Source organism: Ciceribacter sp. RN22, from assembly GCF_024054295.1.
GTDB classification, from domain to species: domain Bacteria; phylum Pseudomonadota; class Alphaproteobacteria; order Rhizobiales; family Rhizobiaceae; genus Allorhizobium; species Allorhizobium lividum.
This window is the reverse complement of sequence record NZ_JAMXLD010000001.1, coordinates 879,611-891,145: the sequence shown is the minus strand read 5'-3', so window position 1 is coordinate 891,145 and position 11,535 is coordinate 879,611. Positions and strand designations below refer to the sequence as shown.

Genomic DNA, 11,535 nt, shown 5'->3' with positions numbered 1-11,535 from the left:
GTTCCGGACCTTTGAGACATGTCGCACAACACCTTCGGTCATCTGTTCCGCGTCACCACCTGGGGCGAAAGCCACGGGCCGGCACTCGGCGCCGTCGTCGACGGCTGCCCGCCCGGCCTCCGCTTCCGGCAGGAGGACCTGCAGTCCTTTCTCGACAAGCGCAAGCCCGGCCAGTCGCGCTTCGTCACGCAGCGGCGCGAGGAGGACCTGGTCAAGGTGCTCTCGGGCGTGATGCCGCAGGAGGACGGTTCCTTCGTCACCACCGGCACGCCGATCTCGCTGATGATCGAGAACACCGACCAGCGCTCGAAGGACTACGGCGAGATCGCCCGGCAATACCGCCCCGGCCACGCCGACTACACCTATGACGTCAAGTACGGCATCCGCGACTATCGCGGCGGCGGGCGCTCCTCCGCCCGCGAGACGGCCGCCCGTGTTGCCGCCGGCGGCATCGCCCGCCTCGTCATCCCCGGCGCCACCATCCGCGGCGCGCTGGTGCAGATCGGCAAGCACAAGATCAACCGCGACAACTGGGACTGGGCGGAGATCGGCAACAACCCGTTCTTCGCCCCCGATCCCGAGATCGTGCCGGTCTGGGAAGACTATCTCGACGGCATCCGCAAGGCCGGCTCCTCGGTCGGCGCCGTGATCGAACTCGTCGCCGAGGGTGTGCCGGCCGGGCTCGGCGCGCCGATCTACGGCAAGCTCGACCAGGACATCGCGAGCGGCCTGATGTCGATCAACGCGGTCAAGGGCGTCGAGATCGGCAACGGCTTCGGCGCCGCCGAGATCACCGGCGAGGAAAACGCCGACGAGATGCGCATGGGCAATGACGGCAAGCCGCTCTTCCTGTCGAACCACGCCGGCGGCATCCTCGGCGGCATTTCGACCGGCGAGCCGGTGGTCGCGCGCTTCGCCATCAAGCCGACCTCCTCGATCCTGACCGAGCGCAAGTCGATCGATGCCGACGGCAACAATGTCGACGTGCGCACCAAGGGCCGCCACGACCCCTGCGTCGGAATCCGGGCCGTTCCCGTCGGCGAGGCGATGCTGGCATGCATCATTGCCGATCATTACTTGCGAGATCGCGGCCAGACCGGCCGGCTGAAGTGAGGGTTTCCCATGAGCTATGACCAGAGCCGCGTCGTCGATGCCATCCGCGCCTTCGAGGCGGGCGAAATCGTCGTGGTCGTCGACGACGACGACCGGGAGAACGAGGGCGACCTGATCGTCGCCGCCGTCCACTGCACGCCGGAAAAGATGGCCTTCATCGTGCGCCACACCTCCGGCATCGTCTGCGCGCCGATGCCGCGCGAGGAGGCCAAGCGCCTCAACCTCAGCGCCATGGTCGCCGAAAACGACAGCGCGCATACGACGGCCTTCACCGTCTCGGTCGACTTCAAGCACGGCACCACGACCGGCATTTCTGCCGACGACCGCACGCTGACGGTGCGCAACCTCGCCAATCCGAATGTCGGCGCCGCCGATTTCGTCCGTCCCGGCCACATCTTCCCGCTGGTCGCGCGCGAGGGCGGCGTGCTGATGCGCTCGGGCCATACCGAAGCCGCCGTCGACCTCTGCAAGCTCGCCGGCCTGCCGCAGATCGGCGTGATCTCCGAGCTCGTCAACGACGACGGCACGGTGAAGCGCGGCCCGCAGGTCGCAAGCTTCGCCGCCGAACACGGGCTGAAGCTGCTCTCCGTCGCCGACCTCATCGCCTACCGCCAGCGCAAGGAGACGCTGATCCAGCTCGCCTCGAGCTTCGGCATCGAGACCCCTTACGGCCCGGCGAAAGCGCATGCCTATTCGCTGCCCTGGGACCCGATGCAGCATCTCGCCGTCGTCTTCGGCGACATCCGCGACGGCGTCGACATTCCGGTGCGCCTGCATCTTGAGCATGTCGGCCAGGACGTGTTCGGCAAGGGCCGGCAGATCGACGACATCATGAAGAAGATCGCCGAGAAGGGCCGCGGCGTCATCGTCTACCTGCGCGAAGGCTCCGTCGGCGTCGGCGTCTCGACCACCGCGCGCGCCGGCCACCACGAGCGCGAGGCGCACGAACAGGCGCAGGCTCGCGAAAGCGAATGGCTGGAAATCGGCCTCGGCGCGCAGATCCTCAAAGACCTCGGCGTCACCTCCATCCGCCTCTTTGCCTCACGCGAACGGCACTATGTCGGGCTCGAAGGGTTCGGGATCCGGATCACCGGGACGGAGATTGTTTGAGGGCGGGCGGGCGCCCAAGGACCGCAGCTGACTTGCACTGGTGGCGCCGGAGGGAGCGCCCACCATCGCTTAAAAGCCTTGGAACGGGGGCTTTCAGGATCGCCAGGGGGACACAGTGTGGCCTGCTGCCGGTTTTTCGGACACCGAGTTAAGCTAATCCGACCTTGTTTTCAAATTCCATCGGGCTGAGATAGCCCAGTGTCGAATGCCGACGCTCTTATATTCGCGGCTGAACTTCCTTCGTTGCATTCCTTCGCTCCAGTTTCATTGGAAACACCTTAACTCGGTGTCCATGAAACCGGCAGCAGGCCAGTATGCCAAGAATCCAGGCAGAGGTATTTTCTTCGATCCAACGCTTAAGGTTGATGCGTGGTTCGAACAGGCTGCGGTTGGAAGCAGTACAAGGTCGTCGTTAGAACAACTCGTGACCTCGTTGCAGTCGAAATTGTCCGTATCTACAGATGGTGACGCCATTGCTGAAAGCCTGGACTATTCGGCAGAGCAAGTCCAAGCGTTCGAGAATCAGATTGATGCCAACGACTACGGCGTTGCCGATGCGCACGGCAATGTCAAAGTACGTGGCAGTGCGCAGAGGGCGTTTGCTGGGGCGGTGAAACGCAACTACGCGAACCGATGTGCAATAACCGGAATTAGCACTCCGGACTTTCTGGTCGCCGCTCATATCGTGCCATGGAGTCGTGATCAATCTATCAGGCTCGACCCAGCGAATGGGATATGTTTGTCACTGCTCGTCGACAGGGCATTTGAGAATGGTTTTTTACTTATCAACGACGACTTAGGTGTGGCCGTGAATTGGAAGAAAGTTGATGGGGATGCCGCACTGAAGGCTTTGCTTCACCCCTATGATGGTAAGCAGCTTCAAGTCCCGACCGCGTGCGCACCCAAGGTTGAATACCTGCGGAGACGTCGCGCCCTGCTGGAGGAGCAAGAAGAGTCTGCAATTGAATAAGCGGGTGTCACGCGATTCAAGGTTGTTTCTGCACTAGCCAAGCCCCTAAAACTGCATCAGCTGCATTCGCTCCGCGCTCAGTTGTGTCGCGGTCGAAGGCAACGCGTGGGCAACACTCAGTCCTTCTGCGAAAACTACAAAATTTTGCAAGGGGGTATCTATCAGTCTGTGTCCAGGCACTCCCCCCCTGGGGTGCCACTACCGCCTAGAACACGGTTTATTCACAGCACTACTGTAGTTTCGCAACATTCCAACACGGTCACGGTCTACGGCACATAAGGGGCCAGTGCCGGGGGTCTGTCCGTAAGGGTATACGCCTGCGGACATACCTCACTCCGAAGTTTTGAATGTCCATTAGGGCCATATGACACCATCGGACGGCCTCAATAACGGACAGAACCTCAGCGCCCCGCCCTCCCCCCTCACCCCAGCCACCCCTCGCCATACTCCACCTTCTCCACACCGGCGAATCTGGCGATGCGGGAAAGCTCGGCCTCCAGCCTTTCCAGCCGCCCGGCGGAGGCTTTCACGCCCGGCTCCCACCAGAGGCGCCGGACCGCCAGCACGCCGGTCTTGCGGTCGGCCTTCATGTCGATGCGGCCGACGAGGCGGTCGGCTTCGAGCAGCGGGAAGACGTAGTAGCCGTATTCGCGCTTCGGCTCCGGCACGAAGATCTCGATGCGGTAGAAGAAGCCGAACAGCCGTTCGGTGCGGTTGCGGTCGCGGATCAGCGGGTCGAAGGGGCTCAAGGTGCGGATGCGGGCCGGCGGCTCCGGCGGGTCGAGGAGCGTGGGCAGGCTTTCGGCAAGGGCGAAGGAGGCGCGCGGCTTGCCGTCGACCGTTTCGAGGGAGACTTCCGTGAGTTCGTCGCGGTGGCGCTCCACCCAGGCCTTCGCCTCCTGCGGGGTGACGAGCTCGAAGAAGGCGGCGATCTCGCCATGGGTGGCGAAGCCGAGCCGCGTCAGCGCGCCGCGGCAGGCCCAGTCGACGAAGGCGTCGTGATCGACCTCGGCGGAAAAGTGCTCGGACGGGATCACCCGCTCGGCGAGGTCGTAGACCTTCTGGAAATTCTCCCGCGCGGAAATCGCAAGCTTGCCGGTGTGCCAGAGGAATTCGAGCGCCGTCTTCGAAGGGTGCCAGTTCCACCAGCCGCCAGACTTGTGGTCCTCGGCCTTCACGTCGCGGGCCATGACCGGGCCGTTCTCGCGGATGCGCTCGTAGGTCTCCTCGAAGGCCTGGTCGAAGCCCTCCCCCTGCCACTTGCGCCAGTTCTCGCGGATATGGCCCTCGCGGCGGATGAACCGGTGCTTCCAGTAGGGAAAGAAGGCGGAGGGAATGATCGAGGCGTCGTGCGTCCAGTGCTCGAAGAGCGCGCGGTCCTTTTCGAGAAGTGCTGTCAGGTGCTCCGGCCGGTAGGTCTGGTTGCGGGAAAACAGGATCTGGTGGTGCGCGCGCTCGACGGTCGCGATGCTGTCGACCTGGACGAAGCCGAGGTCGTGGATCAGCGCGCAGAGCCCGTCCTTTCCGAGCATGCGGTTCGGCGGCCGCGAAAGCCCCTGCCGTTCGAGAAAGATACGCCGTGCCTGCCGGTTGCTGATCGGAATCGTCATGCACGGCACGCTAGCGGATGTTCTTGGTATGTTCAATCGCTCTTTCGCTGAGGAGTGTCGCGCTACCGCAACGATTCTCTTTTCCCCGCCAAAACAACCGGAAATGCAGGGAGGCCTTTTTCCACACGTCTGCAATTGAAATTGTAGACCATGCATGCTCATATTATCGTAAGCGACGGGGGTGTCGTACTGCTGTTGGAAACGCAGATGCGATTTTGAGGTGCAAGATGTCGAGCAAGGCGCGGAAATCGGTCTATTTTACCATCGGGCGCGATGCGGGTAACGGCGTCTTCACCGAGCGCACCTCAGCTGCCGGTTCGACCAACAAAGTCATGAATTCCAGGGTCTTCAACGGTGCTGTCTTATCAGCAAATCGCAAATTCAAAGAGGTTTCAGGGAATTTTCTGAAGAGAAACTCAGATGGAAAGCGCTGAAAAGACAACAGCGTCAAGAGACTCGACTGCAAAAGACTACAACACAATTTTTGAACGATTTGTCGGCGATGGCGAAGAAGCCCCGCAAGAGCTTCTGGGGATTGTCGCCTACGGCATCTACAAACATGCCAAGCGGGAATGGGCGTCGGACATCCATGCCCGTTTCAATCGTCCACCATCAGATGAAGAGTTGAGAGCTTATCATTCAACGTGGACACCATCACAGATACAGAATGCCCGACGTAGCGCCCAGCAGGTGCTTGCTGAATATGCCGATTACGTCATCTCCGAAGCAGAACCCAGAATTCTTCGAGAGGCTGTGCGCGGCACCTTCTGGCCTGCTGTCGGTACGGCCATATTCTCCAATGCACTCTATACGGTCGGTCTGATAGTGGTGGCACTCATTCTGGCCAAGTCCGGCATTGATCTTCTAGCCCTGCTTTCGTCCGCCGCGTCAAGCTGACCATCCCCATTCCCCTCGCCGTCCCGCCGGTCTATAGAGAGCGCGGACCAAGGACGGGGACCAGGCATTGCAGATCACATTCGACCGGGCCGAAGTGCGTTACGGCGCCCGTGTGGCGCTCGAGCCGCTCAGCCTTTCGCTCGGCGAGCGCCGCATCGGCGTGATCGGGCTCAACGGCTCCGGCAAGACCACCTTCGCGCGGCTGATCAACGGGCTCGTCAAGCCGAGCGCCGGCAAGGTCACCGTCGACGGGCTCAACACGGTCGACGACGCGAAGGCGGTGCTCGCCCGCGTCGGCTTCATCTTCCAGAACCCGGCAAACCAGATCATCCTGCCGATCATCCGCGACGACATCGCCTTCGGGCCGAAGAGCCGCGGGGTGAAGGGCGAGGCGCTCGACCGGGCGGTAAACGCGATGCTCGAACGCTTTTCGCTGACCGAACTCGCCGACCGCCGGCCGCACGAACTCTCCGGCGGCGAGGTGCAATTGGCCGCGCTCGCGGCGGTGATGGTGATGCGGCCCGAGATCGTCATCTTCGACGAGCCGACCAACCAGCTCGACCTGAAGAACCGGGCGCTGGTCGAGGGAGCGATCCGAGGGCTCAACGAAAATGCCATCGTCATCAGCCACGATCTCTCGCTGATCGCCGATTTTCCCCGCGTGCTGGTGTTCGACCGGGCAAAACTCGTCTTCGACGGCGGGGCGCAAAAGGCGATCCGCTTCTACCGGGAGATCGCGCTTCGATGAGGAGCCTTTACGTCGCCGGCGATACCTGGCTGCACCGGCTGAAGCCGGCGATCAAGCTTGCCGCGCTCGCGGTCTTCGCGGCGGCGGTCTTCGTAACCCGCAACCCCGTGGTTCCGGGAGCCGCGCTCGGTCTCGCCGGTCTTGCCTATTTCGGGCTCGGCCAGCCGCTGCGGGCAGCGCTCAGGCCGCTGTTGCCGATCCTCGCCACCGTGGCGCTGGTGGCGCTCTTCAACCTTCTCGTCAATTCCGCCGGCGAGGCACTGCTGACGCTCCTGCGGCTCTCGGCGCTGGTGCTGATGGCGGCGGCCGTCACCGCGACGACCGGCATTTCCGATTTCATCGACACGATCGCCGCCGCCGCCCGGCCGCTCGAAAGGGCGGGGCTCGTCAAGGCGTCCGACATCGGGCTTGCCGTCGGCCTCGTCATCCGCTTCGTGCCGGAAATCCTCGCCCGCCACCAGGCGATCCGCGAGGCGCATGCCGCCCGCGGGCTTGCTATCCGGCCCTCCACCCTGCTCGGTCCGCTGATCATCCAGACGCTCAAGGATGCGGACAGCATCGCCGCGGCCATTGACGCCAGGGGAATTCGGGGTCAATGAGCAGGAAAGCAGGGGATTTCCCAAGGAGGCTGCCATGAATACCCGCGATCTCGTTCTCATTGCACTCTTTGCCGCGATCATCGTCGCGCTCGGCCTGGTGCCGCCGATCATGCTGCCGTTCAACGTGCCGATCTCGGCCCAGACGCTCGGCGTCATGCTCGCCGGCGTCATCCTCGGGGCAAAGCGCGGGGCGCTGGCGCCGGTCCTCGTCATCATCCTGGTGGCGATCGGCCTGCCGGTGCTTTCCGGCGGTCGCGGCGGCCTTGCCGTCTTCGCCGGCCCGACCGTCGGCTTCCTGATCGGCTGGGTGCCGGGCGCCTATGCCACCGGGCTGATCGCCGAACGTTTCGGCAAGCCCGCGATGGACGCCCTGCCGCAGACGCTCGGCTTCTTCGCCGCTTCGGTCATCGGCGGCATCGTCGTCGTCTATCTCTTCGGCATCGGCTATCTCGCCTTCGGCGCCGGGCTTGGCCTTTCCAAGGCCTTCATGGGGTCGCTCGCCTTCATTCCCGGCGACCTCATCAAGGCGGCGATCGCAGCGCTTGCCGGCCGCGCCGTGATGGTCGGCTATCCGCTGCTGCCGCACCGCGCCTGAGATATGCGCGGCCGCGGGCGATCACCCGCGGCCCGTCTACCCGACGGCCTCTCAGCCGCCGGACGAAGCCTGATCGGAAATCAGCGACCAGTGGGTGGCGACGATCCGCCATGCGCCGTCGGCCTGCCGGCGATAGACCTCGGTGCAGTACCAGTGCATCCGCGCACCTTCGCTGCCGGCATAGGAGAGGAAGCGGAAGGTCAGCACCGCCGCATCGCCGATCTCGATCACCTTCGGCTCGATCATCTCGTAGCGTGCCGCGAAGACCGTGCCGCGGATCGCCTCGTAGTAGCCGGTGAGCGCTTCCAGCCCTTCCATGCGTTTGTCGAGGAAGGGATCGAAATAGACGACCTCCGGCGCGGAAATTTCGAGAAAGCCGGAAGGATCGCCGTTGCACCAGCGGGCAAGGGCCGCCTTTTCGAGATCGATCACCGGATGGACTTCGGCGGGGGTTTCGGACATCACGTTCTCCTGGTTCGGGGTTGATGTCTGCAGCCTTAACCGATCGAGAAAATTGCGCCAGTACGCACAAATAGCGCCGTTACGGCGCCATTTGTGCGCGCGGAAGAGGGAAAGACATGCGCAAGCAGCGCCACAAGATCTACGGCAACTGCCCTGTGGAAGCGGCGATGGACATCATCAGCGGCAAGTGGAAGGTGGTCCTGCTCTTCCACATCATGGACGGCACCAAGCGCTTCAACGAACTCGGCCGGCTGCTGCCGGGGCTCACCCAGCGGATGCTGACGAACCAGCTCCGCGAGCTCGAGGCCGACGGCGTGATCGCCCGCACGGTCTATCCGGAAGTGCCGCCGAAGGTGGAGTATTCGATGACGCCCTTCGGCATGACTCTCGAACCGCTTCTGCAGGCGCTGTGGGTCTGGTCGGAAACCCACGTGAAGCCACGGCTCGCCAAGGAAGAGTGAAAGGGCGCTGTTTCGACGAGAGAATTTGCGTTTGGTCAGTTTCTCGCAGCCAGCGCTTCGGCTATGGTGCCGCAGGACATCTCGAAGAGGAGTGCAGGCATGCTGGAACTGTTCGGTCGATTCGTCGCCCTGATCGGGGCCGCGATGATCCTCATGCGCCGTGGCGGTGCGGGTAACGGCAAGCCGGCCCTCGGCGGCGCACCGATCATCCCGGAAGCGAAGCCTCAGCGCATCCCCACCCTCAAGATGCCGACCGCTAGGGGCTGGACCGACGGCCACACGCCGACGGCCGCGCCGGGGCTGAAGGTGAACGCCTTCGCCAAAGGGCTCAAGCACCCGCGCTGGATCTACGTGCTGCCGAACGGCGACGTGCTCGCCTCCGAGGCGCTCGGCGTCGACGGCGGGCGCATGCGCACCCCGTTCGACTATGCGATGTATGCGACGATGAAGCGGGCGGCGGCCGTCGGCGAAAGCCCGAACCGCATCACGCTGCTGCGCGACAACGACGGCGACGGCACCGCCGAGGTCCGCCACGCCTTCATGGAAGGGCTCAACCACCCCTTCGGCATGGCGCTGCTCGAAGGGACCTTCTATGTCGGCAACACCGACGGGCTGATGGCCTATCCCTATACCGACGGCGCCACCCGCATCGCCGCACAGGGCCGCAAGATCGCCGATTTCAAGCCGGCCGGCCACTGGACGCGCAGCGTGCTCGCGAGCCAGGACGGCAGCAAGCTCTATGTGGGCGTCGGCTCGCTGAGCAACATCGCCGAACACGGTTTCGCTGCCGAGGAAGGCCGCGCCTGCATCTACGAGATCGACCTCAGGACCGGGAAGAGCCGCATATTTGCAGGCGGCCTGCGCAACCCCGTCGGGCTCGCCTTCGAGCCGGCCACCGGCGCGCTCTGGACGGTGGTCAACGAGCGCGACGGGCTGGGCGACGAGACGCCGCCCGACTACCTGACCTCGGTGAAGGATGGCGGCTTCTACGGCTGGCCCTATTGCTACTGGGGCCAGACGGTCGACGATCGCGTGCCGCAGGCGCCAAGCCTCGTCGCCACCGCCATCCGGCCCGACTACGCGCTCGGCGGCCACACCGCCTCGCTCGGCCTCTGCTGGTTGCCGGCCGGCACCCTGCCCGGCTTCCCGGACGGCATGGTCATCGGCCAGCACGGCTCGTGGAACCGCTCGACACTCTCCGGCTACCGGGTGATCTTCGTGCCATTCGAAAACGGCAAGCCTTCCGGCCCGCCACGCGATATCCTGACCGGCTTCCTCTCGCCGGACGAGAAATTCTCCTACGGCCGCCCGGTCGGGGTGACCATCGGACCGGACGGTTCGCTGCTCGTCGCGGACGATGTCGGCGACGTCATCTGGCGCGTGACGGGGGCGTGAGCAAACCGACCGCGCAGCCGTTCGTCACGGCAGATAGCTGTAGAGCCAGTCGCGCAGGGTTTCCGGCAGCGTGACCGGCTCATCGTCGTCGCGGCCGGTCGCCGCCCAGACGATCTCGACCTCGGCCGCGAGCGTTTCGCCGCGCTCAACGAGGATGTCGAAGCCGACCGACTTCATGCCGATCTTGTCGACGCGGACGGTAAGCTTCACCCGGTCGTCGAGATGCAGGGCCTCATGGAGGCGGATTTCGATCTTCGTCGGCTGGAAGTGCGGTTCGTCCTCAAGCGGCGGGCGATAGCGCCAGAAGTGGCTGAGCGCGGTCTCGGCATGGGCGAGATAGGCGGCGTTGTGCATCCGCCCCGTCATATCGATGTCGCGATAGGGAACGATGGTTTCCGTCACTTCGACGCGCTCGATGTCGTCCATGGCCTGCCTGTCCTCTCCCACGTGCAAGGCATTTATACGTTCATTCGGCGAGGAAGAACAAGGAGCGGCGGGAACGGCGGGCTTCTGTTGACAGTCGTCGAGGTGGCGGAGCGGTGGCGCTACGCGCCGCGCGGTCCTAGAATGGCCCGCGAAGACGGAGAAGGCTGCTTCGGGCCGACCGGCCGAGAACACCATCTGACCCGGGAACGACCATGACCACACGCCTCTACGAGCACCCGGTTTTTCTGGAGCACCTGACGCCGCCCGGCCATCCGGAGCGGCCGGACCGGCTGCGCGCGATCAACATCGCGCTCGAACATCCGAATTTCGCGCCGCTGCAGCGGACGCAGGCGCCGCAGGCGAACGAGGACGCGGTGCTTCTGGTGCATCCAGAAGAGCACCTCGCCGCAATCAAGCGGCAGATTCCCGAGGACGAAGGCGAGATCAACCGGGTGGAGACCGACACCTATGTCTCGCCGAAAAGCCTGCAGGCGGCGCTGACGGCGATCGGCGGGGCAATGGCCGCTGTCGACGCGGTGATGGCACGCGAGATCACCAATGCCTTCGTCGCCTGCCGCCCGCCCGGCCACCATGCGGAGAAGGCGACGGCCATGGGCTTCTGCCTGTTCAACACCATTGCCATCGCCGCCCGCCACGCGATGCGGCATCACGGCGTCGAGCGCGTGGCGATCGTCGACTGGGACGTGCACCACGGTAACGGCACGCAGGACATCTTCTGGGACGACCGGTCGGTACTCTTCTGCTCGACGCACCAGATGCCGCTCTATCCCGGCACGGGCAAGAAGGAGGAGACCGGCGCCTTCGGCAACATCGTCAACGCGCCGCTGTCGCCGAACACTGGCAGCGAGCATTTCCGCGAGGCGTTCAAGGCGCGCGTCCTGCCGGCACTCGAAAGCTTCCGGCCCGACCTCATCCTGATCTCGGCCGGCTTCGACGCGCACCACCGCGACCCGCTGGGACAGCTCAATCTCGTCGGCGAGGATTTCGACTGGGCGACCGGGCGTGTGATGGGAGTGGCGGACAAATTCGCCCATAACCGGGTCGTCAGCCTTCTCGAAGGCGGCTATGATCTGGAAGGTCTCGCCGAATCGGCGGGCATGCATATCATGAGACTGATGAAGGGTTGAC

The 11,535-nt window shown here is 64.1% G+C and carries 14 protein-coding genes; 11 read left to right on the top strand and 3 right to left on the bottom strand.

What is annotated here, in order from left to right; translation table 11 throughout:
- Nucleotides 1-18 precede the first annotated feature (18 nt).
- From aroC to NHF53_RS04355, 3 genes are all read left to right on the top strand, one after another.
- A complete protein-coding gene (gene aroC, locus NHF53_RS04365) occupies nt 19-1,113 on the top strand; it encodes a chorismate synthase (RefSeq protein ID WP_252833249.1) in 1,095 nt (364 codons plus the stop codon).
- Between the two features lie 9 nt (nt 1,114-1,122).
- A complete protein-coding gene (gene ribB / locus NHF53_RS04360) occupies nt 1,123-2,223 on the top strand; it encodes a 3,4-dihydroxy-2-butanone-4-phosphate synthase (RefSeq protein WP_252833248.1) in 1,101 nt (366 codons plus the stop codon).
- 292 nt (nt 2,224-2,515) lie between these two features.
- Nucleotides 2,516-3,193 (top strand): HNH endonuclease, encoded by a 678-nt coding sequence (locus NHF53_RS04355; protein WP_252833247.1) that lies wholly within the window; start codon nt 2,516-2,518, stop codon nt 3,191-3,193.
- Nucleotides 3,194-3,615: 422 nt separating this feature from the next.
- On the opposite strand, the gene NHF53_RS04350 is transcribed toward NHF53_RS04355, so the two are convergent.
- On the bottom strand, nt 3,616-4,803 hold the full coding sequence (locus NHF53_RS04350) for a winged helix-turn-helix domain-containing protein (protein ID WP_252833246.1): 1,188 nt from the start codon (nt 4,801-4,803) through the stop codon (nt 3,616-3,618).
- A 227-nt stretch (nt 4,804-5,030) separates the two neighbouring features.
- Between NHF53_RS04350 and NHF53_RS04345 the strand changes: the two genes are divergently transcribed.
- The 5 genes from NHF53_RS04345 (at nt 5,031) to NHF53_RS04325 (ending at nt 7,642) form a co-directional block, all read left to right on the top strand.
- On the top strand, nt 5,031-5,237 hold the full coding sequence (locus tag NHF53_RS04345; protein WP_252833245.1) for a hypothetical protein: 207 nt from the start codon (nt 5,031-5,033) through the stop codon (nt 5,235-5,237).
- Nucleotides 5,224-5,700: a hypothetical protein gene (locus NHF53_RS04340; RefSeq protein ID WP_252833244.1), complete on the top strand. Its 477-nt coding sequence runs from the start codon at nt 5,224-5,226 to the stop codon at nt 5,698-5,700. The genes NHF53_RS04345 and NHF53_RS04340 overlap by 14 nt, the downstream gene beginning before the upstream one ends.
- Nucleotides 5,701-5,767: 67 nt before the next feature.
- On the top strand, nt 5,768-6,448 hold the full coding sequence (locus NHF53_RS04335) for an energy-coupling factor ABC transporter ATP-binding protein (protein ID WP_252833243.1): 681 nt from the start codon (nt 5,768-5,770) through the stop codon (nt 6,446-6,448).
- Entirely contained in the window at nt 6,445-7,047 is a 603-nt protein-coding gene (locus tag NHF53_RS04330; RefSeq protein WP_252833242.1) for an energy-coupling factor transporter transmembrane protein EcfT, read from the top strand. The genes NHF53_RS04335 and NHF53_RS04330 overlap by 4 nt, the downstream gene beginning before the upstream one ends.
- Nucleotides 7,048-7,081: 34 nt before the next feature.
- Nucleotides 7,082-7,642, top strand: a complete 561-nt coding sequence (locus NHF53_RS04325; RefSeq protein WP_252833241.1) for a biotin transporter BioY — start codon at nt 7,082-7,084, stop codon at nt 7,640-7,642.
- A gap of 51 nt (nt 7,643-7,693) precedes the next feature.
- Here NHF53_RS04325 and NHF53_RS04320 read toward each other — a convergent pair whose 3' ends face one another.
- Nucleotides 7,694-8,104 carry a DUF4440 domain-containing protein gene (locus NHF53_RS04320; RefSeq protein ID WP_252833240.1) on the bottom strand — a complete coding sequence of 137 codons (411 nt, stop codon included), beginning with the start codon at nt 8,102-8,104 and terminating at the stop codon, nt 7,694-7,696.
- Nucleotides 8,105-8,220: 116 nt separating this feature from the next.
- On the opposite strand from NHF53_RS04320, the gene NHF53_RS04315 reads away from it, so the two are divergent.
- Together NHF53_RS04315 and NHF53_RS04310 are read left to right on the top strand one after the other, a co-directional pair.
- Nucleotides 8,221-8,565, top strand: coding sequence for a helix-turn-helix domain-containing protein (locus NHF53_RS04315; protein WP_252833239.1), 345 nt, complete (start codon nt 8,221-8,223; stop codon nt 8,563-8,565).
- Nucleotides 8,566-8,628: 63 nt separating this feature from the next.
- Nucleotides 8,629-9,960, top strand: a complete 1,332-nt coding sequence (locus tag NHF53_RS04310) for a sorbosone dehydrogenase family protein (RefSeq protein WP_374591015.1) — start codon at nt 8,629-8,631, stop codon at nt 9,958-9,960.
- A 24-nt stretch (nt 9,961-9,984) separates the two neighbouring features.
- On the opposite strand, the gene NHF53_RS04305 is transcribed toward NHF53_RS04310, so the two are convergent.
- The gene (locus tag NHF53_RS04305) at nt 9,985-10,386 is read right to left on the bottom strand and encodes a thioesterase family protein (protein WP_252833238.1); all 402 of its coding nucleotides are present in this window, start codon (nt 10,384-10,386) and stop codon (nt 9,985-9,987) included.
- A gap of 212 nt (nt 10,387-10,598) precedes the next feature.
- On the opposite strand from NHF53_RS04305, the gene NHF53_RS04300 reads away from it, so the two are divergent.
- Nucleotides 10,599-11,534: a histone deacetylase family protein gene (locus NHF53_RS04300; RefSeq protein ID WP_252833237.1), complete on the top strand. Its 936-nt coding sequence runs from the start codon at nt 10,599-10,601 to the stop codon at nt 11,532-11,534.
- Nucleotide 11,535: the final 1 nt, after the last annotated feature.